We start from the raw sequence: 22,018 nt of genomic DNA, 5'->3' as shown, positions 1-22,018 counted from the left end.
TTATGAAGCTAAAGGTGGCTTTGCTTCCGGGCGACGGCATTGGCCCGGAAGTGATAGATGAAGCGGTACGCATCCTCAAGACGATCGGGGAGCTTTGCGATCACGACTTCGAGTTTATAGAGAAGTTGATCGGTGGGGTGGCTATTCGCGACTGCGGGTCGCCGCTTCCGGTTGAAACGCTCGACGCCTGTTTTGCGAGCGACGCGGTCCTGCTGGGTGCGGTCGGCGCACCGCGATATGATGACCTTCCGCCCGACAAACGGCCTGAGGCGGGGTTGCTGACGTTGCGTCGCGCGCTCGGCGGCTACGCCAATCTTCGCCCCGTCGTCTTTTATGATGCGCTCGCGCCATCTTCGCCGTTGCGTCCGGAGACGGCGCGCGGCGCGGATATATTGATCGTCAGAGAACTTCTCGGCGGGCTCTACTTCTCCGAGCCGCGCGGGTTCGTCGTTGAAGCGGGCAAGCAGATCGCTGCCTACAACACCCTTCGCTACGAAACATACGAGATCGAGCGGGTGGCCCACATCGCGTTCCAAGCGGCGCGTCAACGGCGACGTAAGGTGACCTCTGTCGATAAAGCGAACGTGCTGGAGACTTCGCAACTGTGGCGCGAGACGGTCACGCGCGTCGCTGCCTCTTATCCGGAAGTCTCTCTCGAACATCTTTACGTAGATGCTTGCGCGATGCGGCTCGTCACTCATCCGCAACGTTTCGACGTGATCCTGACGGAGAACCTTTTCGGCGATATCCTGTCGGATGAGGCGGCGGTCATCAACGGCTCGCTCGGCACGCTCGCTTCGGCGACGATCGGCGGGGCCATTGACTTATATGAGCCGGTTCACGGATCGGCCCCGGACATCGCCGGGCGCGGCATCGCCAACCCGATCGGCGCCATCGCTTCCGCCGCGCTCATGCTTCGTTACACGGCGCATCTCGAACAAGAGGCGAGCGACATCGAAACGGCGATTCGCCAAGTGCTCGACGCCGGCTATGCGACGCCTGATCTTCAGAGCGAGGCGACCAGATGCGTCGTCGGGACGGCGGAGATGGGCCAGCTGATCACCGAAGCGTTGGCCGAGATCGTCGATCGGCGCCGAGCCTATCACGCGGTTTGAAGCGAATGAAGATCTCGCTCATGCTTTCTTTCTGAAACCATTCGGAGTCTTAACAAGGTAAGGTTATGCCGCGCACGCTTCTAGATAAGATCTGGGATGAGCATGTGGTCTATCAACCGGAGGATGCCCCCGCGCTTCTTTACATAGACCTTCATCTTGTGCACGAAGTGACCTCGCCGCAAGCGTTCGAGGGGCTGCGCGTCGCCGGTCGTCGTGTGCGCCGCCCCGATCTTACGGTCGCGACCGTCGACCACAACGTGCCGACCGCTGATCGGCATTTGCCCATTGCCGATGCCATCGCGGCTCAGCAGATTGCGACGCTGCGCCGCAACTGTCGCGAGTTCGGCATCAGACTGTTTGATATGGACTCCGAGTATCAGGGCATCGTCCACGTCATTGGGCCGGAACTCGGGCTCACCCAACCGGGGATGACGATCGTCTGCGGCGACAGTCACACAAGCACACACGGCGCTTTCGGAGCGCTCGCCTTCGGGATCGGCACGAGCGAAGTCGAACACGTCTTGGCTACGCAGTGTCTGCCTCAGCGCAAACCGCGCACGATGGCCATTCGGGTCAATGGCAAACTGCCCGCCGGAGTGTCGGCGAAAGATCTCGCGCTCGGCATCATTCGCACGATCGGAACCGACGGGGCGACCGGCTATGTCATCGAGTACATGGGCGAAGCGGTCCGCTCGCTTTCGATGGAGGGGCGGATGACGCTTTGCAACATGAGCATCGAAGCGGGCGCGCGTGCCGGAATGATCTCGCCCGATGATACGACCTTCAGCTATCTCGAAGGCCGTCCACATGCGCCGCGCGGCGCCGCTTGGGATGCTGCCATCAAACGTTGGCAAGAGCTGGCGAGCGACGAAGGAGCCCATTTCGATCGCGTCGTTGATATAGACGCGCGGACTCTCGCTCCTTTCGTCACCTGGGGGACCAGCCCCGGACAGGTCGTGCCCGTCACCGATCGGGTGCCGGATCCGGCAGAAGCGGCCACCGAAGCTGAGCGTCGCGCGGCTGAACGCGCCCTTCAATACATGGGCCTTGAACCTGGCACGCCGATCGAAGAGATCGAGATCGATCGCGTCTTCATCGGCTCATGCACGAACGCGCGGCTCGAAGATCTTCGCGCGGCAGCCGCAGTCGTGCGCGGCTATCGCGTGCACCCGAAAGTGCGCGCGATGGTCGTCCCTGGCTCACAGCAAGTCAAGCGCGCGGCCGAAGCGGAACGGCTCGATCGCATCTTCCGCGAAGCTGGTTTTGAATGGCGCGACCCCGGTTGCTCCATGTGCTTAGGGATGAACGCCGACATCCTTCAACCCGGGGAACGTTGCGCTTCGACCAGCAACAGGAATTTCGAAGGCCGTCAAGGTCGTGGCGGACGCACGCACTTAGTCAGTCCGATGATGGCTGCCGCAGCCGCGATCGCCGGACATTTTACGGATGTGCGTCGGTGGCAGTTCAAATGACAGCCGCCGGTGAAGATTCGAGACACGGGTGTTAAGCCATGCAACCTTTTCGCGTTCACACAGGGATCGTCGCGCCGCTTTATCGGCCCAACATCGATACGGATCAGATCATCCCGAAACAGTTCCTCAAACGGATCGAACGGACTGGTTTCGGGCAGTTCCTCTTCTACGATTGGCGCTATACCAGCGACGGGCGACCTGATCCAACGTTTATTTTGAACTGGCCACAATACGAGGGCGCAAGCATTCTGATTGCAGGGAAGAATTTCGGTTGCGGGTCATCGCGCGAGCACGCGCCGTGGTCGCTTCTCGACTATGGTTTTCGTGCCATCATCGCCCCATCTTTCGCCGACATCTTCGCCAACAACGCGCTCAAGAACGGGCTGCTGCCGGTCGTCTTAGATGAATCCACCGTCGCGGCGATCGCCGCGAGCGCCGAAGCTACTCCCGGATATCAGGTGACGGTCGATCTCGAGCGCTGCGAAGTGCGGGATGAGAACAGGATAATCAGCACCTTCACGATCGATCCTTTCCAACGCCACTGCTTACTCGAAGGATTGGATGAAATAGCTTTAACGCTGCAACATGAGGCGCTCATCGCCGCGTATGAGGCAAAACGCAACCGCGTTTAGATCATCGCGCATAAGCCGGCCTGATCTAAACGCGGTAAGATCGAAAGACATGTCGGGGGCGATCAACTTGTGACATCCGAATAGTCCGTCACAGCGCTCGCCGGTTCAGCGCTTTCGGCATATGTCGAATGCTTCTCTTCCTCTCGCCTTTTATCTTGCGCTTCCTTCAACTGAAGCATGCGGCAGCTTCCTTCGAAGATCGCGCCATTTTCGACCACCAATGCGGGCGTTTGAATATTGCCGGTCACCTTCGCGGCGCGCCCCATCTCAATCCGCTTTGAGGCGATGATGTCGCCATTGACCGTGCCGTTGATGATCGCCACGGCGACCTCTATATCGGCATCGACCTGACCGCCCGTGCTGACGATGAGCGTGCCATCTGGCGAACTGATGCGCCCCGAAAGATGCCCATCGACACGCAACAGAGCTTTGAAGGTCGCCTCACCTTTGAGCATCGTGCCCGCGCCGACGAAGCCGCTCAGCTTCCCGTCCTTGATGTCGCGGGCGAGCGCCTCGCTCTCGGTCACTGCGCGCGATGCCGAGGATGGCGTAGCGGCGACGCTCGCCGATGGCGCGCTGAAGGCGGTCGTCGCCGGACTCGCCGTTTGGTTGGTCGGCCCCTCGTTTACCGCCTGCTCTTCCTTCGGGTTCTTGTTGACTCTGAACATCCTTTTTCCTCCGCTGATGGGATGATGGCGTGCAAGTGAACTTGCGCGCTTTTTAGAGCGACTGGGCTAGAGAGCGGTTGCGGCCCTGCTAACGATTAGCAGAAAAGCGATCATCGCGCAACTATTTTCTGCATTTTTCTGTACGGGACTGGCCCTGACTCCTCTGAGCGCGTTTTTGCGAAGACTCAGATGAAGACGACCGACTGCGAATTCGGGATTTCAAATCGTTTACGGCAATGTCGGCAGACGAGCACGTCATCGACCCGCACCATGTAATCGCGCGAGCGCGCGAATCGCAAGCGGTCCTGTTCGCTCGCCCCCGGCGGCGGGGCGCTCTTCTTCGTGCGGCGCAACCAGCGCACTTCGTATTCGCCGCGTTGACGGCAATGGGGACAGACGAAGATCGCGCGTTTCGTCTCTTGCTTTTCGTCGAAGAAGTCCCGCTCGTTCATCGCCTTCGCTCCTTCGCCTCTTCGAGCAAACGTCGCACCGTCATGAGCAATCCGCGCGAATCGATCGGTTTCGGCTCATAAGCATCCGCACCCTGCGCCAATGTGAGAGTGGCCCGCCCCGTCCCATAACCTGTGATCACCAGAATCGGTGTTTCGGCGATCGCTGCCGTCTCGCGTATCCGACGGACCAGATGGACCCCATCTGCAGTCGGCATGTTCACATCGGTGACGATCAGATCAGGCCGCAAGGCGAGAGCCGCTTCATAACCCTGTCTCCCATCCTCCGCCACGCTGACGCTGTATCCTTCGTTCTCAAGCGCCATGCGCATGAGCTCGCGAGCCACATCGTCATCTTCGACGACGAGGATCCTTTTAGGCTGCATCCGTTCCGCCATCTTTTTCGCTTACCTCATCCGTCGCGCCCGCATCACATAACTGGCGCAGGTAGCGGAAGCTGTAGATGCCAGCTTCGTGCCCGTCGCTCCAGCGAAAACTGAGCGCATAACGCCCGACGAGCTGGATATCTTTGATCGTCAAATCATCGCTCACCGCTTCGGCGCGCAGGATGCGTTCGCCGGTCCACTCGTTGACGCACTGCGCGCAAGGGCACATGCGTCTTAACTGCGGCGCGCGATACCGGCAGATCTGACCATCGGCCCAAGTGATACGCAGATTCGCGTCGTCTTCTTGCACTATCTCGCGCGGTTCGAAAGCCTGTCTATTATCCATGGCCGTACCTTCCATCCCGCCGCTCTTGGCAATCAGGCTCACACCGAAAGACTTAGCGGCCCCAGTTCATTCCGTCTCTGAGCGCGAGGCGGTCCAAACTGCTCGACCATGACGCAGGATGATGCCCCTTTGTCGATAGGAACGTCACCGGACGATTCACACGTTTCGCTTGGCGATAGGCACGCGCGCCTTTTGATTACGTTGCGATTGAAGACCAGTGCCGATCCGCTTTCGGAGATTCGGCGGGGTCTGCTAAGCTCAACTGTCCTCGGGAACTCGGCCATGCTGCCTCCCCGATCCATGACCGCGTGCGATCTGTCATGATCTTAGCGCAGACTCGCTATCTACTGCCAGTTCTCTCCCTCTGGATTGTCGAGATGCGCGCTTTGTGGTACACAGAGATTCCGCTGGCCGAGGGCGCGTCGCCTTCGGTCGGATGGCCTGTCGGAACTTTGAGAGCGGTCGCGAGTCGCTTTCACAGCTTGCGCGGGAGGAGGCGTCATGATGAGCGATCTTAGCAGAGAGCGTCGGATAGGCACTCGTTACCCTTTGAACCTGCCGGTGCGCGTCGAATGGGATGACGAAACGGTCGGGCGCCACGTCCTAGTCGAAGGCGAGACGCAGAATGTCGGCCCGGACAGCGCGCTCGTTCATTTGCGCCAGTTGCCGCAAGTCGGCAGCCGCGTCCGCCTAGCCGTCATCGAGCAGAAAGGGCCGCGCTTTGAGGCTTTGGCCGAAGTCCTCAGGCTCGAACGCGATCCGGCGCAACCTTTAGCCGCGCTTCGCCTCCTCAGTTCCGAAAAGGAGTGGCGCACGCTGATCGCCAAGTGGATGGAACAGCAACGACAACGAAGCGCGGAGGAAGAGACAGATTGAAGGGCGCCATCGAAAGATCGAGCCGCAGGATCGATCGGCCCGCTTTATCGAGAGTCGTTTAAGGGATTATTCGATGAAAGAACCGAAAGAGCAAACGAAGCCGATGAAAAGCGCGGAAGAGATGAGCGCGCTGACCGATGCCGTCGCCGCGGCCACTTGGCCGCAGACGCGCACCGTGCTTCGCGTCATCTTCATCGTCCTTGCCGTTGCCGCCGGGTTGTGGGTTTTGTACGAGCTTGAGAGCATCATCCTTCTTGTCGTCCTCTCGATCTTCTTCGCTTACTTGATCGCGCCGCTAGTCGAATTGGTGCGCCATCCCTTCAAGCTCGCCGGTCGCGAACGGACGATGCCGCGCGCGCTAGCCATCGCCATTGTGTATGCGATGATCTTCGGCTCGCTCGCCATCGCCATCTATCTGCTGCTCCCGCGCATCGGGAATCAGATGACCGAATTTGCCCAGCAAGCTCCGACCTATCTGATGACGGCGCGCGGACGGGCGCAGAAGCTCAACGAGTTCTATCGCCGATACCAATTGCCGCCCGCGGCGCGCGAAGCGGTCAACAATGCGGTGACGCAAGCCATCGAGAGGACCGGTGAGTACGTGCGCGAGGCGTTCCTGACGATGTTCGGATGGCTGACCTATCTGCCATGGCTCATCCTGATCCCGATCCTAGCCTTCTTCCTGCTCAAAGATGCCGATTCCTTTCGCCGTTCGGCGCTGCAGATGATCCCGCAAGGGCGATTACGCTGGCGCGGCGATGAGTTCTTCCAAGACGTAAACCGCACGCTCGCCGCCTACATCCGCGCGCAACTGATCGCCTGCTTGCTCATCGGCACGATCTGTTCGGTTGGCTTCGCGCTCATCGGCGTGCCTTATGCGCTCACGCTGGGGATCATCGCCGGCGCGTTGGAATTCATTCCGCTCGTCGGGCCGTTCATGGTGGCGATCATCGTCGCGATCATCACCAGTTTCGTTTCGACCGGTCAGGTCATCACGGCGCTGATCTTCCTCGCCGTGCTGCGCATCATTCACGATTACATCACCTACCCGCGCCTCATCCGACACGGCATCCACCTTCACCCTGTAGCGGTGATTCTGGCCGTCCTCGCAGGACATGAACTGGCAGGTGTGGCCGGGATCTTTCTGGCGATCCCGGTCGTCGCGGTCTTTACGGTCGCTTATCGCCACTGGAACGAGTATCGCGGAAGCGCGGGATTGGTCGCCGATCTTCTCAAGCCTACGGAAGGGGCCGTTTCCACAACCCACGCCCCACCCGTCTATCGAGCGTCTAACGAGCCGCAGCCTTCGCCCTCTCCATCAACTCGATGAAGCGGCGAAAATGGTGTTCCGCATCGTGCGGACCGGGCGCCGCTTCCGGGTGGTATTGGACCGAAATGATCGGCAAGTAGCGATGGCGCATGCCCTCGACGCAACCGTCATTCAAGTTGACGTGCGTCACTTCGACTTCGGGCGGAAGGCTCTCGGCATCGACGGCGAACCCGTGATTGTGCGAGGTGATTTCGACCATCCCCGTCTCCAGATCCTTGACGGGTTGGTTCCCCCCGCGATGGCCGAAGAGGAGTTTATAAGTGCGCCCGCCGAAGGCGCGCCCGAGAAGTTGATGCCCGAAACAGATGCCAAAAGTCGGCAGTCCCGTCTGGACCAGCTTTCTGATCTCCTCGACGACCGCCGTCATCGAGGCCGGATCGCCCGGCCCATTCGAGAGGAAAACTCCATCGGGGCGCATCCGCAAAACCTCGCTCGCTGGCGTCCAAGCTGGGACGACCGTGAGGCGACAGCCTAAGCGCGCCAGTTCGCGCAAGCTGTTGCGTTTCACGCCGAAGTCGTAGCATACGACGTGGAAACGCTCCTCTCCTTCGGCAGGCACCTCATACGCTTCCTTGGTCGTCACCACGCTCGCCAACTCCCTATTCTCCATCGGCGGAGACTGGCGCGCCTTCTCCAGCAGGCTCCGCTCATCGAGATCGATGGATGAAAGGCACGCGCGCATCGCGCCTTTATCGCGTATGTGGCGCACCAGCGCGCGCGTATCGACGTGCTCGATGGCCGGGATCCCCCAACGCTTGAGATAGGCGTCGAGCGACTCTTCGGCGCGCCAGTTCGAAGCGATACGACTCGCTTCGCGCACGACGAACCCTTCGACCCACGGGCGCTCCGACTCTTCATCCGCCCGATTGACGCCATAGTTCCCGATGAGCGGATAGGTCATGCAGACGATCTGCCCAGCGTATGATGGATCGGTCAACACTTCCTGATAGCCGGACATGGAAGTGTTGAAGACCATCTCGCCGCAAACCTCGCCTTCTGCTCCCCAAGCATAGCCGCGGAAGACGCGACCATCTTCCAAGACGAGCAACGCCGGTTTTCTTTCGCTAGCCTTCATGTCGCTTACCAAAGCCCACCTCACCATCTTAGGATTGCGAGCGAAGGAAATGCTGCGCTTCCACCATCCACCGTTTCTCGGTCCGATACTTGTATGCGGGAGCGGACTTCACCGCCTCGATACAGGCGCGCATACACTCCTCAGCCTCACGTTTACGCCCCAAACCGAAGAGCGTCCGCCCCATCAAATAGAGCCCTTCGGGATCGTTTTCACGATGCTGCAGAAAATGGGCCAGCATCTCGCGCGCATCGGCGAATTGACCGGCAGCCAAGTATGTCGCCCCAGCCTCACGCCAAACCTCATATTGCGCATGTTCTGGATCGCGAGCGACGACCTGTTCGAAATGCGCGACCGCTTCGGCCAGCCTGTTCTGCTTGCGTGCGATGCGCCCGAGTTGATAATGAGCGTCGATCTCATCAGGATCTATCTCAATGGCCCGCTCGAATCTCCGGCGCGCCTCCTCCAGTTCGCCGCGTTGCAAATGGAGCAACCCGAGGTTGTAATGCGCAGAAGCATCCGCCGGATTGAGCGTCGCCGCCTCCAATCCGCGCCGGAAGGCGGTGCGCGCGCGTTCGCGCTGGACGATCCCCCGTATCCAGCCGCTCAGTAGAAGCACGATGAACAGAAGCAGGAACGGCGAGGCCGCGAGCAATGCGAGGAAGGGGAACAACACGGGCCAGATGATGAGAGCGATGAATCCGGAGATCGCCAGAACCATCGTCGCCCGCCATGGCGAAAGGCGGAAAGATTCCCGGACCGCGATATGCGCCCATAGCAGGAACGGGGGCGTGAAGATGACGCGCCCGAAACTTTCAACCGCAAGACGCGGATCCGCTGGAAGCGTCAAATCCGGATGAGTCTGTCGCCACTCATCGGCCAGCGCGAGCGTTTGCGCAATGACCGCCGCCTCGTAGCCGCTCGCGCGCGCCAAAACGGCCAATAAGAGCGCCACCACGTGCGCGACCGCCCAGGCGTAAAACAGCGCCGTCGCAACGACGCCATACTCTTGCTGGAGCATCGCCCCGAAGCCCCGATGGCGATCGAACAAGTTAGCGACAAAGATCAGGATCGGGAAGAAGACGATCGCCGCGAAGAGCAGACTGCTTACGCCTTCAGCCGACAACTCGAACCAAACCGAGGGACGGTTGAGCGAGCGATTGATGTACGGCCATTGCAGATAAAGGGTGAAGATGGTTTGCGCGACAAACGCGCCGAGCGCGCCTTCGATCAGAGCGCTCTCCTCGCGCAAGTCACGCATCGTGCGCACAGGCGCGCGGAGAAGCGACCAGAAAGTTTGCAACCAATTCGGCATCAGATGATCCAAAGATTGCGCCGCACAACGCCGCCTCACTCGCCCCTATCTGCAGCATGCGCCTTGACTAGAGTCGGCCCATCGCGATGCGTGATCAATCCGATCTGCGTCGGCGGCCAATAACGCAGAATCGCTTTGCCATAGATGTACTTTTCGGGCACCAATCCCCAGTATCGCGAATCGCTTGAATGATCGCGATTGTCTCCCATGACGAAATAGTAGTGCTGTTTGACGTAAAGCGGCGGCAGGCTGGCATGTCCGGTGTTCAACTGCGGATCGAGATACGGTTCGCTGAGCTCTTGACCGTCGATGAAGATCCGCCCATCGCGCATTTCGACCGTCTCGCCGGGAAGCCCGATGATGCGTTTGATGTAGCTTTTCGACGGATCGTCCGGGAACCAGAAGACGACGATGTCGCCGCGCTCAAGCGGCGGCAGCCCATAGTAGACGAGCTTGTTGACGAAAATCCGCTCACCATCATGCAAGTGCGGCAACATCGAAGTGCCCTCGACTTTAACCGGCTGCACGAGAAAGACGATAACGAGCGTAACCAGCATCAAGGCAAAGATCAGATCGCGCAAGAGAGCGCGCACCTCGACCCATACTCCAGTTTCCGCCTCTTGCTTCAACTTGATCATCTGGATCCGACGATCGTCATCGAACATCAGATCGCCGAAGAGATACTCGCCCCGTCTTCGCCCGAACATCTTGATTATCCGCTGCGGACACCTCCGACGTGAACTTTTGAGGTTAACTTCCAACGCCAAGCTTGTCAACGCGCTCTGAATCCCTCTAGACATCCTTGACACCTCTCGTTCCGCGTCCCTATCATCGCTTATCTGTTCCATCTGATGGTATATCGGCCAAGAAGCGCAAGGATATGCCGAGTTTTGGCTGTGAGACCGACTGAAGTCCCTTCTGGAGAAGCTTAAGAGATGATCAAACTCGACATCGTCAACCGTGTCGCCGAGCGCACCGGCGTTCCCAAGATGAAAGCGGAGCAGGCCGTCGATGCCCTCTTCAATTCGATGAAGGAAGCGCTCGCGCGCGGCGAAAGGATCGAACTGCGCGGCTTCGGCGTCTTCGTCGTCAAGCCGCGAAAACGCGGCATCGGACGCAATCCGCGCACGGGCGAAGCGGTCGCCATCCCCTCGGGCAAGACGATCCGCTTTAAACCCGGGAAAGAGCTGCAAATGCGGGGTTGAGCGTGAGGAAGAGGCTCGGACGCTCGTCGCTAGTGGAGATCCGGGAAGTCGGGGCCTACGCTCGACCGAAGCGGCCGCAAGCGCCACCGTTATGAAGCGGAGAAATCACCGCAGATCGATCGCCTGCCGGATGCGACCCGGATCATTAATGCGGTAAAGTTGGGAACGAGGACTTGAGCGAAAGGCTTCATACTATCCAGCCATACGAACCGCTCTACGCGCGCCCCCGTATCACCTCCCCCACCATGCGCGACTGGAGCCGCCACATTCTGCTCTTTCTAATCACGGCGGCCAGCATGACCCTAGCGGGCGCCACGCTTTCAATCGAGGAATTACCAGAGCCGCCCATACCGACACCAAACTCGCTCGCTGAGACGCTGCTCTATCTGCCGCGCTACTATCTTGAAGCGACCCTGCTGTTGATCACTTATGTCCTTTCGCATCCGCCGATCTTGGCCCAAGGGGCAATGTTCGCGGGATCGCTGCTGGCGATCCTAACGGCTCACGAAGCTGGGCACTACTTCGCCTGTCGCGCCTACAGGGTTGAAGCCTCGCTCCCCTATTTCATCCCGGCCCCGCCATTCTTTCTCGCCGGCACTTTCGGGGCTTTCATCCGCATCCGCTCGCCGATCCCCTCACGGCGTGCGCTCTTTGACATCGCCGTCGCCGGTCCGCTGGCGGGTTTCATCGTCGCCATACCGATCGCCGTGATTGGGACGCTCATCGCTCGACCGGCTCAGATGCAGAGCTTCGAGCCTGGGACTTTGATCGTCTTCAACGACCCGCTGCTACTTCGCGCGCTGGCCCAGTTGATCGGCATCGACTTGGCGAAGATTGAAATCAACCCATTCTATTTTGCGGCGTGGCTTGGATTGCTCGTCACGAGCTTAAATCTATTGCCGGTAGGACAACTCGACGGTGGACACATCATCTATGCGCTCTTCGGTCAACGCGCTCACACGACGTTCGGCAAAGCGGCATTTTTCGTCGTGTTATTGCTCGCGATCCTCGGCTGGGAGTGGCACGGGACGCCGAGCGGATTCGTCTATGCGTTCCTTCTGCTCATCATCTTGAAGTTACCGCATCCACCGGTGATGAGAGATGATGATCGCCTCGGGCCGGTGCGCATAATGCTCGCGCTCGCCACCGCGATCATCTTCGCGCTCTGTTTCTTACCCTTCCCGATCACGATCAGATGATCCGAAGGGAACCCAAACGCGAAGGACGCTCGCTCCGTCTGAGGGTCTGCGGGAATGCTCTCGCAAGCTCGGCGATGACCAGCCCGAGCGGCTGAGCTGAAGGATAAAGCGAGGGAGCCTCTACGTTGCTGCCGGATGCGCATCAAATCCAAGCGCGTATGCTGACCCCGCGCGATCAAGTGAAGGCGAGAGCCAGCGCAAAGCGAGTTTTCAGTGCGTGGTGCAGCAACAACTTTGCAAAGGGGCGTTTTTGTGCGGTTCAGTTGACCGAGTCGTTTCATGAACTGGCGGGTGTATGAAGTCACTCGCTTGCGACAATACACTTCGACGTTGAGGTGGATTGGCGGCAAGGAGATGAGCGACAAACAGTGCACGGCAGCAAACTCGAGATCGAAGATCTGTCTGGATTGATGGCAACGAGATGAGCGACAAGCAGTCAGTGTGGCTGTCTGTCAAAACGATTATCACTTGATTGGTGGCAACGAGATGAGCGACAAGCCGTCGATCATGGAAGAGACTGGGCTACGGGCGCCTCGCCGATTCGACGCGGCGCAGGCCAAACAGTTCATCTACAGGTCGATCAGCGAACAAGCCCGCTCAGCTTACGCGCACCATTCGTGAGTTCTTTGAGTTAATCGAACGAATTCATCCGGCGCAAGCGGCGCCGACAATAGTGCAAGGACGCGCGTAAACAAAGCGCGCTCGCTGCGTGCTCGACATGCCCGAGAGAAACAGCGCCGACGTCGATAAGATCATCCACGGCAAGCGGACGCAAGGGAAGTAGAACGCGAAAGATCTAAGATCAGCGATGCGCAGAGAGTGAAGAACAATGAATACGAAAAGCTTCCTAGGAGATCAGAAGCAGTCGCCGCATGTCCGCTGTCAACTGAGATCGTGGAGAGAGGGCACGAAAGCTCCTTAGCTTATCTCTGGGGATCGCGGAGCACCGTAATACAACTGGTCTTGCGAAACATGAAAACATTTATTAGCTATTCCGACATGATCGCGGAGCACCGTAATACAACTGGTCTTGGCCATCTTTCTTGTTGTCGCGTGTGGGGCGTTGGGCAGTTCGTAAGCGCTCGTGGCGTTACCGCCCGTGAGACCGAAGATCGGCTGCTTGTTTGCCATCCCGCGAATATTTCTGCAGCTCTTTTCGATGAGCCGTTTTTGAGAATAAGTTTATTGACCGACAAGATAGCTCGGCGCTGCCAGCGCCAATCAACGTTCGAAAGCGACTGCGGGATGGCACGCTGCAGAACGTGCAAACTTCCCTTCTCTACCTTCTACTTAAGGCATAAACCGCCGCGCGCACTTGCACAGATAAAAGGCTATTAGCGGTCGGCTTAATGCCGTCGTTAGGCGCGTCGTGCCTCTACAAGCTGACTTTGACTGCGACTATAATCCCCGTTGACCATCCCATCTTCGTCAACAGCAAATCGCTTCTTTGCTCCAACATCGCGATAAGCGCTTCGACTTTAGCGCTATGCCCTTCCGGCCAACTCGGTTGCGGCAGCATATCATCTATCACATACATTCCGCCCGGTTTGAGCAAACTCAATGCTTTCTCTAAATGACTGTATTTTCCTGGCCACGCATCTGCAAAGATCAGGTCGAACTGGTAATCCGAAAATCTTTCCAGCCACTGACCTGCATCCTCTATATAGAAGGTGACTCTCCGATCATCACCTAAATACTTCCTTGCAACTTCAATCACTGATGCATCTTGCTCGATGGAGATTAACTGCGATTCCTGATCCATGCCGCTGAGCAGCCAAGCGGTAGCGAGTCCAGTTCCGGTGCCGATCTCAAGGAAATTCCCTGCTGGTTTGGTGGCCGCCAGGGTGCGCAACAAAGAGCCGGTGAGCATGTCCGACGCCATTCTGAAGTTTAATGCTTCAGACTCTCGTAGAATCTGTGTGAGCACAGGAGGTGGATTTAAGTTCTGTCGGTCATCCATAGTTCTCCTAGAATGGCGAAGTGCCGAACGATTCGCGTTTCAGCGGCGGAACGCAGCGAAGCCGTCCGCTGGAAAACGCTTGTTGGACAGCGCCATTGTCAAAGCAATTTGCGAAACTCTTCAACGCTAATCTCAGCGTCGCGCAGAATAGCACGTAATGTCCCTGGTGGCACGATTTTCCCTTTGTGAACGGGCACAGAGTAGGCTTCCCAACGTCTTGCCGATAAGCTGCGGGCGCCGCAGGCGACCGTCAGCTTTATCGGCTTATTAGGCGGCAAAGCAAAGTTGTAAGCAAGCTCCCGGCACAACTGATCGCTGGACCATAGAGCGTTTCCTCGGTCGCACGAGCTACGCTTTGGTGGCCTCCACGCCCCCCATGAGTCTCGAAGGCGGATACCACGTCGTGCAGTACGTCCACCCAGCACGCTCGAAAAGGTCGGCATATTCTTCCTCCGTGCGCTCCTGACCACCCGTCGCGCACATCATGTGAATGTCAAAGAGCTTCGCGAAGTGCGAAGTGTCCGGTTCAGGCACCACGTACTCGGCGACGAAGACTCGTGCATTCGGCGGTGCCGCCTTGCGGATGTTCGAGAGGATCCGCACACAATCCTCGTCGTCCCAGTCATGAAGGATGTGCTTCAAAAGGTACGCGTCCGCAGCCGGAACCTCTGTGAACATATCGCCCGCGACGTATTCGCAGCGGCTGGCGACGTTCATCTTCTCGGCCCACAGCAACTCTCTTTGCTCAATGACGCTCGGCAGTTCGTAGACCGTACCTCGAAGATGAGGGTGCTTTGCCAGCAAGCTGCAGAGCAGATGGCCGTGCCCACCCCCGACATCGCAGACGTGCGAGATCGCGGAGAAATCATATGCGGCCAGCGCCTCCAGAACCATCGCCGTTTCTCCGGCCGAGAGACTGCTCATCGCGTCGTTGAAGACCGCTCCGTAGCCCGGTTCCTCTCCCGCATAGACAAAGATCGGCTGGCCGAATTCCCGGACAAAGCCGTCCGGTCCGCCCTCGCGAACGATCGCGCACAAGTGCTTCCAGACGGCGTAATGTTCCGGGCCTTCCTCCAGCAGCGTGATCCCCCGCAGGGTCTGCGGGTGATCGGCGCGCAAGAATTCACCGGAAGCCGTGAGCGAGAACGAGCGGTTTCGATCCTCGCTCAGAAGCCCCAAGCTGGCGAGGGCACGCAACAGCCGGTAGGTATGTGGCCCGCTGAGGTGCAGCTCGGACGCGACATCATCCGCCGTCCTGGCTCCGGCACCCAGGGCATCGAAGACCCCAAGCCTGACGCCGGCGTAGAGAATCTGGCTCCGCCATCGCCCGAAAAGAATATCCATCACCGATCCCTGTGGATTGCTCATCGCGCTCCTCCTCCGGCATCTGGGATGCCGCCTAATCAATAGTTAGGTGGGACCAATAAACTCCCTTTCGAAGAAGCCGAAATCGAACTCATGCCGCCTAATCAATAGTTAGGTGGAACCGAAGATTGTCGACCGCGCAAATTCGCGGGCGTGTTCGACGATGTACCTTTGTAATTTCGCCGCCACTTGCACCGGCGTGTTTCCAAGGAGTTTGTCGAGGTCAGCCCGTGTCCTCAGGTTGAGGAAGAGTTTTCGCGGATAGACGTAGAGGACGACTGGCTTGGATGTTGAAACCAAGCGCGCAACATTTACGATGGTACCCGGACTCTCTCCATCCCATAGCATGAAGCCAAAATCGGCCTCATTTGCCATAGCCGCATCCTTTGCGGAGAAAAATGCAAAATCTCTTGTGTTATGGGGTGGCTCAATTGATTTGACCGGCCAGTGACCAAGGTTGTTTCGGCATTCGTTGGCGGTGCAAAACACAACCACATGTGGATATTGGCGTTCGCTCAAGTACTTTTGAATAGCCTTGTCTGCACCATTGGCATCGCCAACCAACACACGCAATTGTCCCTCCACAATCCGATCCAGTCGCCTCCGGACATCAAGATTGAGGCGACTTACTTTTCGAGAGCCACCGACAAAAACACTCTTCATTTTCGTCTCGTCTCTGTAAGCACAACGACGTAAAGTTTGTCCACACCCGCCGCCTTCAACTGTTTGGCGACCTCGTTGATTGTTGCCCCGGACCGCACAAGATCGTCTATAAGCAATACTCGCTTCCCAGCAACTGCGCCCTTGTCGACAGAAATGGCATTCTTAAGTATACGCGCCCGCTCTTCAAGCGTCCATACGTCTTTGAGTTCTGCCGTTCCGCTCTTCTTCACGGCGGTTTTGTCGACCGGAAGCTTCAGTTTGTCGCCCAAGGCATCGGCGATTTGGAAAAGCGGTTGAATCTGACGAGCGCGCGTTGGCGGAACTGGCACAATGACGTCTGCGGCGATGTTCTTCGATTTGACAAACCTCGCCACCACATCGACCAGCTCTTTCAGGGCGTTCGGATCCCGCCGGTACTTCACACGATACACCAATTCTCCCACTTCTGTCCGCTTTGTGTTGAATTGCTCATGCCCGAACTCATCGTAGCCAAGGAATTCACTGCTGGCTGCCACTGCCATGAACGGGAACTCCTAGAGGTCTCGCCTCGGAAAGCTCTGCGGGTTCCAGAAGGACTGATAGAGTTCCAAGGCTCGCTTGTCCCCGCCCACGAAATCGCAGAGGCAGCCGAACTCCGTCCCTATCGCAAGCCCAAATCCGAAGGCGAGGATTCTCAGCTGCTGGAGGATCTCGTTGTCCAGACCACCCAGAGTCTGGCTGATGAAGAACCAGCCGATTCCATACTTCTGTGTTTCTCGCACCGCTCTGGCGAAGCAAGGAGCGGAGCCGATCGGCCTCCGAATCCTCCTCCAACCTTCCACTGGGGACATGACGGTGGGCCTCTCCAGCAAGACGAGTACGTTGGCGCGCTGCTGCGTGCTCAAGCTTGACGTCGCCCGCGACACAAGGATGTTCAGGAGCTTGACAAGGACGAGCCGTTGCAGTTTCTTGGTCTGGTCGTAGACGCAGAAGGAAATCCGTTTGCATGTCCTCTGCTTAGCCATGTTCCTGGCTCGCTTCTAGGAAGGGTCCGGGATTCCGTCAGGGCTGAGACCGTTTGCACTGAGGAACTCCTCCACGGTGTTAAAGGCATTGAAGAAGAGCGGACTCCCAGAGAAGGAGAGGGGGCTCACAGGCCCGATGGTCATGAACGAGTACTGGCGGCTCTTCGCGTCGAAAGCCGAGTGAGGGTCGCGGAAGAGTTGGTAGAGGTCCAACGCGGTGCCGGAGGATCCCACGAGCTGCCGCAGCGACTGGAACTCTTGCCCCAGCCCAAGCCCGAAACCGAAGAAGAAAATGCGCAGTTGCTGGAGGATCTCCGGATGGATGCTCGAGAGCGTCTGGCTAATGAAGAGCCAGCCGAGACCGTACTTGCGGGTGGTGCGGGCGGCGTCAATCAGCACGCTGCGCACTGCCTTCGCAGCATCGTCCTCAGAAGGAAGCTCGCGCGGAGCCAGCCGGTGAGCCTCGTCGATGACGACCAGCGCGTTGAGGCTCTGATTCTCTTTGTAGAAATACTCGGCGGTCTGGGAGAGACCATCGAGAAGCCGCTTGATGACGAGCGCCTGGATCTTGTCGTTCCAGAATAGCCCCTGAGCCTGCTCCTTCGAAAGGTCAATCACCAGGATCGGCCGGGCAGCACGGTCCGAGCCATCCTCGTTAGCGAGCGAGAGCAGCCACGCCAGGGCTTTGTTGATGCTCTTGGCACCGGAGCGGTCCTCGCGGAATAGCTCGGCGACCGGCACCCAGTAGTCTTCGAAAAACTCTTTGGGATTGGCCTCGTGCAGGGCGCTATCAAAACGGGCTCGCGAAGTCTCGCTTCGATAGAAGACCTTCTGCACTTTGTCATCCTGCAGCATTTTCCAAACGGTGTCGAAGGACTTGCGTTCATGCAGATCGGCGAGCTTGACCCCGGCTTTCTGTAGCTTGTCGGCCAGCACGCCACAGGCTAGTTCACGGTTCTCGCCTCTAGGCACGGTCAACCGCTCGAAGAATTGCGACTCGAACAGGATTTGCTCGAAAAGCTCCCAGCGGTCGAGAATCAGATTTCGCACCGTGAGCACCACCGGGTGCTTGCCGAGCTTCCTCACCACGTCACCCACTGGAAGGGCGAATTCGCCGCTCTTCCCTCCCTTGCGCATGTCCCTCGCGAATTCTCCCTGCGGGTCGATCACGAGCAGCGCCATCTTCGGGTAGCGCGCGTAGGCTAGCAGGATCATTTTGGCCAGCACCGACTTGCCCGAGCCGGTCTTGCCGAAGATGCCGAGGTGGTAGGCCTCGCCGGCGCCATCCGGCCCGCTGTCGAAGTGCTTGAACCAGAGCGGCAGCTTCGGTTTTGAGCCGTAGACGTGGCCGAGGTAGAAGATCTGATCCCTGTAGGGGTGCAAGAGTTCATCTAGGACATCATCGGTCACGAGATGGATCGGCGTGCCTGTGGCCGGCACGGTGCCCAGAATGCTCGGCTCGTATCCGGCAGGTCCGCCCTGGCGAAAGACCGCGCTGATCACCATCTGGCCGAGGTGCGTGTCCTGGCGCTCGCTGACCGCGTCCACACGCCCGCGCTGGCGGATCAGGCTGCGCATCGTTGGATCCTCGTGCCAGATATTGCGGAGCTGCACTTCGGTAATCTGTCCGAGGGCGTAGTGTGGGCTCGTGTCCTGAGTGAACCGAAACAGCGCGAGTTCTCCGACCAGCTTACGCGTGGCAGCCGGACCGAGGATGTCAATAGCGAGTTGGGCGGTCGAAGAGGGCGAGCCCACGACGCCAAGCCGTTCGGTCTCGTCCACTATCTGATCGAGATTCTTGCGGTAGTTCGTCATGGCTTATCTCCCGCTCTCACTCCGATAGCCGTGTAAGGCAAAGAAGACCTCGCCGATGTCGCCGTTGTAACGCTCCGACACCTGCTGGGTGGTCACCTGGCGAAAGGCAGGGATGGCCCGCGCAAGCGCCTTCGCGGTGCGGTCAGCCAGGTAGATCGGGTAGGGCTCGAGCATGGACGGTGTTGCGCACTGATGCTTCAGCCCCTGGACGACTGTCGCCAGCCGATGCTTATTCGACGCCACGCTAGCGGCGACCTCGACCCGCAGCGCTGGAAGCCAATCGTGCGGCTTGTAGTAGAACACCTTCACCGTCTGAAGAGCGAACACGATCTCGTTCGCGAGATCGTGGACCTTCTTCCTGCTCTCGTTTGGGAGATTCCCAGTATTCAAATGCCAAGTGACCCGGCCTTCGCTGTCGCGCGGGTGCTCAAGCTCGACCGGCGTCGTGAACTCGCCCGGGTCGAGCAAGAGCGTCAGCATCCCACGGTCGTCGTGGCCCGTCGGCCACCCGAGCCGTGTGCCGATCTCACGGCGCGTCGAGTACTTTGGTAGGGCGATGTAATGCTTGTCCGAACGCTCCGAGCGCAAAAGCTCGAGGTAGGCGGTCAGGTACTTGTCGCAGCGCTCGAGGAACTCCGCGGAACAACGAAGTTCCTTCGCATCGAGTACTTTATTGAGTGCCTGATTAAAGTAGATGATAGGCAGCGTTAGCGTTCCGTCGATCATCACAACGTCATGCGGCGCACTGGTGGACAAAAGAAGCTCCTCCCCGAGCATGACTGCACGGAGAACGGTGGCTGTGTCTTCGAGGTGCGGCTCAGCCGCTATGAAGGTCTTGTGATGGGGAAGTTCCCAATGCCGTTTCTCTGAGGGCGGCGTGAGACCTTCCACGGCCACCGCTGCCGCCGCGGCCAAGTCAATAGTGAGAAGTCGGTCGATCGCGTAGGAACCGTCGGTTGCGCATGTCGTCGGCAGCGGCGGATACCCGAGGGAGGATTCCGTGATAACAAGGCCAGACTCCTCAAGCTTCTTGCGTAGCGCATTGCGATCCTCTCTGATCTTCTGAAACGAAGCAAGCAGGCCATCCGCCACCGTCGCCGTCTGGTTCAGCACCTCTTCGACGAGGGCAGCTGGCAGATCAGCAAACGGAGTCTGGTCAGGGAATTCACCACCTGCCGTCATGGCGCCCTCCATAGTCGATAGCTCTCCGCCTCGAAAGTGCGGTATCTCTGATCACGGCCTGCCCTCGGCAGCATCCACCGATCCCTGAAGTATTCAAAAATCTGGGCTTCGGAATGATGATACCACTGCAAACGAGAGTGCTCTCCCCGAAGAAACTCCCGGCAATTGCGCGCGAGCGGGATGACAAAAACTTCCCGTTTGATCCCGTGGTAAAGCCAGTCGCTTGACAGCCCAAGCGCGCGAAGGCATTTTCGAATTACTTCCCGGCGATTGCGGAAGCCGACCCCCCAGCGTTCTTGTTTCGCCGTCGGCTCACAGTGTTTCTCTACAAACTCGGTGATGGCTCCGTATAGGCCGTTGGAAAAGTGAAATTCACCGAAGCCCTTGGTGAAGCCCACGCTCTGATAGAGAAGTCTATCCCCGAGACGTAGCCTGTTATAGACAGAGGACCGACCAAGAGCCGACGTCGTCGTGATCAGCGCCAGACGGCCATCATGCACCTTGCGTCGGATGACAGAACGTACGCCTCCGTACTTTCTTCTGAATGCACGGCGGACCGTGTCGCTTGCGGCCAGCATCGCCACGAGCTTTCCGCACAAGAGAAAAGAGTAGGGTGGCACCGCTCCCAACACGAAGGCATCCATTACGTTCGCCAAGCGCTTCTTACGTTCGGAAGACGTCCATCCGATCCATGCATCCCGTGGCTGAAGACTAAAGACCGGATCACCCAATCCGATCAGACCGATCAACTTTCCATTGTGATCGTCAAGGACAAGGAACCGCAAACGGCGTCCGTAACCCGACGAGACCGGAATACTCCAATGTAGACTTGCATAGCGGAATAGAAGTTCTTCCTCCGAGCCTGGCAGCACCTCCACCAAGCGGGGAGAAATCCGCGAAGGAACAACCTCGTGTCCCGATGCGATGTAGCGCAGGAGATCCTTCTCTGCTCGAAATAGACTGTCCCGAGCCCGCTCGATCCGATGCTCAACGGCGGTCTTGTGAAGCTCGCGGATTCTCTCCTTGGACAGCTCCTTCGGAGGTAGGATGGCTCCGTCGCGAACTCGGAAACCTTGCGCTCGGAGAGATCGGATAATTCGGTCACGGAGCTCTGCACCGTCGGATCGAAGTTTCACCGATCGATTCACATCCTCATCTCGTTAGCATGGGTTGCCGGTCACATCCGTCGGCCTAACGATAATGCTCAGCCGCCCGTCGGAGCGCCAGCAGAGGCAGGTCAGCCACAACAAGTGTTAGGCATTCTGCACCACCATTTCAATCGTTCACTCTCTCAAGTGCGGAGAAAGGTAAAAATAGAGATTGCTGGTCTTAAGTTTATCTTTTTCTGTCTGCGAAAGAAACGGCGGCAATCCTGCTTGCTTCAATGCCGCGTGTGCATAGGCTGCCATTTTGTAGGAACCATCTGATTGGTGGTAAGCCCACTCGAGTTTCCCTGCAATAACCTCTGCCAGCACTGCCCTAATTTCTAGATCTGAAAGCTCTTTTTCTTCCGGTAGGTTCTTTACCAAATCAACACAAGCTTTGGCGTGAGAAGCAAGATCTCGGACGATTGTGATACCGCCTGCTTTCACCTCTTCGGGAGGACTTTCCTCAAATTGAGCTACGTTGACTTGCAACCACTGCCTAATCTTTGTATACGCCTCACGTATCGTTATTCGAGCGGGTTTTGGATCGTCAGGAGCCAGTACCATAACTAGACCTCCTTTTGCTCTTGCCTTAGATGCCTAACTACTGTTTGTTTGGTTTCCGCCTAACATACGATTACGCCAAATTGGCGGCAGAATACGCATCGGCGCCTTGTTTGTCAAGTCCTTTGTTTTCATGGCATTCACCATGCTCTGAACCGCCCTCGGTCATGTTAGATGGTTTCGCCCACAAGTCCCTTCACTTACAACGTGCTGATGGGAATACCCACTGCCATCGCCACTCGGTTGAGGCATTCG

At 58.2% G+C, this 22,018-nt stretch carries 24 protein-coding genes; 8 read left to right on the top strand and 16 right to left on the bottom strand.

What is annotated here, in order from left to right:
- Positions 1 to 2 precede the first annotated feature (2 nt).
- From leuB to leuD, 3 genes are all read left to right on the top strand, one after another.
- The gene (gene leuB / locus PYK22_RS00355; protein WP_041973085.1) at positions 3 to 1,115 is read left to right on the top strand and encodes a 3-isopropylmalate dehydrogenase; all 1,113 of its coding nucleotides are present in this window, start codon (positions 3 to 5) and stop codon (positions 1,113 to 1,115) included.
- A 65-nt stretch (positions 1,116 to 1,180) separates the two neighbouring features.
- The gene (leuC, locus tag PYK22_RS00350; RefSeq protein ID WP_041973082.1) at positions 1,181 to 2,587 is read left to right on the top strand and encodes a 3-isopropylmalate dehydratase large subunit; all 1,407 of its coding nucleotides are present in this window, start codon (positions 1,181 to 1,183) and stop codon (positions 2,585 to 2,587) included.
- 38 nt (positions 2,588 to 2,625) lie between these two features.
- The gene (gene leuD, locus PYK22_RS00345; protein WP_041973080.1) at positions 2,626 to 3,219 is read left to right on the top strand and encodes a 3-isopropylmalate dehydratase small subunit; all 594 of its coding nucleotides are present in this window, start codon (positions 2,626 to 2,628) and stop codon (positions 3,217 to 3,219) included.
- A 62-nt stretch (positions 3,220 to 3,281) separates the two neighbouring features.
- On the opposite strand, the gene PYK22_RS16145 is transcribed toward leuD, so the two are convergent.
- The 4 genes from PYK22_RS16145 to PYK22_RS00325 form a co-directional block, all read right to left on the bottom strand.
- Entirely contained in the window at positions 3,282 to 3,887 is a 606-nt protein-coding gene (locus tag PYK22_RS16145; protein WP_060635161.1) for a bactofilin family protein, read from the bottom strand.
- A 185-nt stretch (positions 3,888 to 4,072) separates the two neighbouring features.
- Entirely contained in the window at positions 4,073 to 4,339 is a 267-nt protein-coding gene (locus PYK22_RS00335; protein ID WP_041973078.1) for a hypothetical protein, read from the bottom strand.
- Complete coding sequence (locus PYK22_RS00330) at positions 4,336 to 4,734, bottom strand: response regulator (protein ID WP_083437469.1); 399 nt, start codon at positions 4,732 to 4,734, stop codon at positions 4,336 to 4,338. The genes PYK22_RS00335 and PYK22_RS00330 overlap by 4 nt, the downstream gene beginning before the upstream one ends.
- A complete protein-coding gene (locus PYK22_RS00325; protein WP_041973529.1) occupies positions 4,712 to 5,068 on the bottom strand; it encodes a DUF971 domain-containing protein in 357 nt (118 codons plus the stop codon). Before PYK22_RS00325 ends, PYK22_RS00330 begins: the two co-directional genes overlap by 23 nt.
- 504 nt (positions 5,069 to 5,572) lie before the next feature.
- Here PYK22_RS00325 and PYK22_RS00315 point away from each other — a divergent pair.
- Both PYK22_RS00315 and PYK22_RS00310 read left to right on the top strand, forming a co-directional pair.
- Positions 5,573 to 5,944, top strand: coding sequence for a PilZ domain-containing protein (locus PYK22_RS00315; protein ID WP_162199760.1), 372 nt, complete (start codon positions 5,573 to 5,575; stop codon positions 5,942 to 5,944).
- A gap of 73 nt (positions 5,945 to 6,017) precedes the next feature.
- The gene (locus PYK22_RS00310; RefSeq protein ID WP_041973070.1) at positions 6,018 to 7,274 is read left to right on the top strand and encodes an AI-2E family transporter; all 1,257 of its coding nucleotides are present in this window, start codon (positions 6,018 to 6,020) and stop codon (positions 7,272 to 7,274) included.
- Here PYK22_RS00310 and carA read toward each other — a convergent pair.
- Genes carA through lepB form a run of 3 tightly spaced genes read right to left on the bottom strand, consistent with a single transcriptional unit; the run spans position 7,234 to position 10,368 of the window.
- Positions 7,234 to 8,349, bottom strand: coding sequence for a glutamine-hydrolyzing carbamoyl-phosphate synthase small subunit (carA, locus tag PYK22_RS00305; RefSeq protein ID WP_041973527.1), 1,116 nt, complete (start codon positions 8,347 to 8,349; stop codon positions 7,234 to 7,236). The genes PYK22_RS00310 and carA overlap by 41 nt on opposite strands.
- A 28-nt stretch (positions 8,350 to 8,377) precedes the next feature.
- Positions 8,378 to 9,661 carry a tetratricopeptide repeat protein gene (locus PYK22_RS00300; protein WP_041973068.1) on the bottom strand — a complete coding sequence of 428 codons (1,284 nt, stop codon included), beginning with the start codon at positions 9,659 to 9,661 and terminating at the stop codon, positions 8,378 to 8,380.
- A gap of 35 nt (positions 9,662 to 9,696) precedes the next feature.
- Positions 9,697 to 10,368: a signal peptidase I gene (gene lepB / locus PYK22_RS00295; protein ID WP_060635160.1), complete on the bottom strand. Its 672-nt coding sequence runs from the start codon at positions 10,366 to 10,368 to the stop codon at positions 9,697 to 9,699.
- A 228-nt stretch (positions 10,369 to 10,596) separates the two neighbouring features.
- On the opposite strand from lepB, the gene PYK22_RS00290 reads away from it, so the two are divergent.
- The 3 genes from PYK22_RS00290 to PYK22_RS18125 all read left to right on the top strand — a co-directional run bounded on the left by PYK22_RS00290 (position 10,597) and on the right by PYK22_RS18125 (position 12,686).
- A complete protein-coding gene (locus tag PYK22_RS00290; RefSeq protein WP_041973066.1) occupies positions 10,597 to 10,866 on the top strand; it encodes an HU family DNA-binding protein in 270 nt (89 codons plus the stop codon).
- Between the two features lie 173 nt (positions 10,867 to 11,039).
- A complete protein-coding gene (locus tag PYK22_RS16140) occupies positions 11,040 to 12,065 on the top strand; it encodes a site-2 protease family protein (RefSeq protein ID WP_157770579.1) in 1,026 nt (341 codons plus the stop codon).
- 486 nt (positions 12,066 to 12,551) lie between these two features.
- Entirely contained in the window at positions 12,552 to 12,686 is a 135-nt protein-coding gene (locus PYK22_RS18125) for a hypothetical protein (RefSeq protein ID WP_268871514.1), read from the top strand.
- Between the two features lie 754 nt (positions 12,687 to 13,440).
- Here PYK22_RS18125 and PYK22_RS00275 read toward each other — a convergent pair.
- The 9 genes from PYK22_RS00275 to PYK22_RS00235 all read right to left on the bottom strand — a co-directional run bounded on the left by PYK22_RS00275 (position 13,441) and on the right by PYK22_RS00235 (position 21,766).
- Positions 13,441 to 14,025 (bottom strand): O-methyltransferase, encoded by a 585-nt coding sequence (locus PYK22_RS00275; protein ID WP_041973060.1) that lies wholly within the window; start codon positions 14,023 to 14,025, stop codon positions 13,441 to 13,443.
- A 348-nt stretch (positions 14,026 to 14,373) separates the two neighbouring features.
- Positions 14,374 to 15,393: a methyltransferase gene (locus tag PYK22_RS00270; RefSeq protein WP_041973058.1), complete on the bottom strand. Its 1,020-nt coding sequence runs from the start codon at positions 15,391 to 15,393 to the stop codon at positions 14,374 to 14,376.
- Between the two features lie 108 nt (positions 15,394 to 15,501).
- A complete protein-coding gene (locus PYK22_RS00265; protein ID WP_041973055.1) occupies positions 15,502 to 16,053 on the bottom strand; it encodes a hypothetical protein in 552 nt (183 codons plus the stop codon).
- Positions 16,050 to 16,574: a ComF family protein gene (locus tag PYK22_RS00260; protein WP_041973053.1), complete on the bottom strand. Its 525-nt coding sequence runs from the start codon at positions 16,572 to 16,574 to the stop codon at positions 16,050 to 16,052. Before PYK22_RS00260 ends, PYK22_RS00265 begins: the two co-directional genes overlap by 4 nt.
- 12 nt (positions 16,575 to 16,586) lie before the next feature.
- Positions 16,587 to 17,057, bottom strand: coding sequence for an ATP-binding protein (locus PYK22_RS00255; protein ID WP_041973050.1), 471 nt, complete (start codon positions 17,055 to 17,057; stop codon positions 16,587 to 16,589).
- A gap of 15 nt (positions 17,058 to 17,072) precedes the next feature.
- Positions 17,073 to 18,872, bottom strand: a complete 1,800-nt coding sequence (locus PYK22_RS00250; RefSeq protein ID WP_041973047.1) for an ATP-binding protein — start codon at positions 18,870 to 18,872, stop codon at positions 17,073 to 17,075.
- 3 nt (positions 18,873 to 18,875) lie between these two features.
- Positions 18,876 to 20,054 (bottom strand): DNA double-strand break repair nuclease NurA, encoded by a 1,179-nt coding sequence (locus tag PYK22_RS00245; protein ID WP_041973520.1) that lies wholly within the window; start codon positions 20,052 to 20,054, stop codon positions 18,876 to 18,878.
- On the bottom strand, positions 20,051 to 21,190 hold the full coding sequence (locus PYK22_RS00240) for a Druantia anti-phage system protein DruA (protein WP_060635158.1): 1,140 nt from the start codon (positions 21,188 to 21,190) through the stop codon (positions 20,051 to 20,053). Before PYK22_RS00240 ends, PYK22_RS00245 begins: the two co-directional genes overlap by 4 nt.
- A 147-nt stretch (positions 21,191 to 21,337) precedes the next feature.
- A complete protein-coding gene (locus PYK22_RS00235) occupies positions 21,338 to 21,766 on the bottom strand; it encodes a hypothetical protein (protein ID WP_041973041.1) in 429 nt (142 codons plus the stop codon).
- Between the last annotated feature and the right edge of the window lie 252 nt (positions 21,767 to 22,018).

Origin of the sequence: Pyrinomonas methylaliphatogenes (assembly GCF_000820845.2) — a bacterium.
Taxonomy (GTDB): Bacteria; Acidobacteriota; Blastocatellia; order Pyrinomonadales; family Pyrinomonadaceae; genus Pyrinomonas; species Pyrinomonas methylaliphatogenes.
This window is presented reverse-complemented; position numbering and strand designations above follow the sequence as displayed.

Bases quoted from the DNA above. Each gene is read 5' to 3' on its own strand.
- leuB (WP_041973085.1), top strand. From the start codon at position 3: ATGAAGCTAAAGGTGGCTTTGCTTCCGGGCGACGGCATTGGCCCGGAA.
- leuC (WP_041973082.1), top strand. From the start codon at position 1,181: ATGCCGCGCACGCTTCTAGATAAGATCTGGGATGAGCATGTGGTCTAT.
- leuD (WP_041973080.1), top strand. From the start codon at position 2,626: ATGCAACCTTTTCGCGTTCACACAGGGATCGTCGCGCCGCTTTATCGG.
- PYK22_RS16145 (WP_060635161.1), bottom strand. From the start codon at position 3,887: ATGTTCAGAGTCAACAAGAACCCGAAGGAAGAGCAGGCGGTAAACGAG.
- PYK22_RS00335 (WP_041973078.1), bottom strand. From the start codon at position 4,339: ATGAACGAGCGGGACTTCTTCGACGAAAAGCAAGAGACGAAACGCGCG.
- PYK22_RS00330 (WP_083437469.1), bottom strand. From the start codon at position 4,734: ATGGCGGAACGGATGCAGCCTAAAAGGATCCTCGTCGTCGAAGATGAC.
- PYK22_RS00325 (WP_041973529.1), bottom strand. From the start codon at position 5,068: ATGGATAATAGACAGGCTTTCGAACCGCGCGAGATAGTGCAAGAAGAC.
- PYK22_RS00315 (WP_162199760.1), top strand. From the start codon at position 5,573: ATGAGCGATCTTAGCAGAGAGCGTCGGATAGGCACTCGTTACCCTTTG.
- PYK22_RS00310 (WP_041973070.1), top strand. From the start codon at position 6,018: ATGAAAGAACCGAAAGAGCAAACGAAGCCGATGAAAAGCGCGGAAGAG.
- carA (WP_041973527.1), bottom strand. From the start codon at position 8,349: ATGAAGGCTAGCGAAAGAAAACCGGCGTTGCTCGTCTTGGAAGATGGT.
- PYK22_RS00300 (WP_041973068.1), bottom strand. From the start codon at position 9,661: ATGCCGAATTGGTTGCAAACTTTCTGGTCGCTTCTCCGCGCGCCTGTG.
- lepB (WP_060635160.1), bottom strand. From the start codon at position 10,368: ATGTTCGGGCGAAGACGGGGCGAGTATCTCTTCGGCGATCTGATGTTC.
- PYK22_RS00290 (WP_041973066.1), top strand. From the start codon at position 10,597: ATGATCAAACTCGACATCGTCAACCGTGTCGCCGAGCGCACCGGCGTT.
- PYK22_RS18125 (WP_268871514.1), top strand. From the start codon at position 12,552: ATGAGCGACAAGCCGTCGATCATGGAAGAGACTGGGCTACGGGCGCCT.
- PYK22_RS00275 (WP_041973060.1), bottom strand. From the start codon at position 14,025: ATGGATGACCGACAGAACTTAAATCCACCTCCTGTGCTCACACAGATT.
- PYK22_RS00270 (WP_041973058.1), bottom strand. From the start codon at position 15,393: ATGAGCAATCCACAGGGATCGGTGATGGATATTCTTTTCGGGCGATGG.
- PYK22_RS00265 (WP_041973055.1), bottom strand. From the start codon at position 16,053: ATGAAGAGTGTTTTTGTCGGTGGCTCTCGAAAAGTAAGTCGCCTCAAT.
- PYK22_RS00260 (WP_041973053.1), bottom strand. From the start codon at position 16,574: ATGGCAGTGGCAGCCAGCAGTGAATTCCTTGGCTACGATGAGTTCGGG.
- PYK22_RS00255 (WP_041973050.1), bottom strand. From the start codon at position 17,057: ATGGCTAAGCAGAGGACATGCAAACGGATTTCCTTCTGCGTCTACGAC.
- PYK22_RS00250 (WP_041973047.1), bottom strand. From the start codon at position 18,872: ATGACGAACTACCGCAAGAATCTCGATCAGATAGTGGACGAGACCGAA.
- PYK22_RS00245 (WP_041973520.1), bottom strand. From the start codon at position 20,054: ATGACGGCAGGTGGTGAATTCCCTGACCAGACTCCGTTTGCTGATCTG.
- PYK22_RS00235 (WP_041973041.1), bottom strand. From the start codon at position 21,766: ATGGTACTGGCTCCTGACGATCCAAAACCCGCTCGAATAACGATACGT.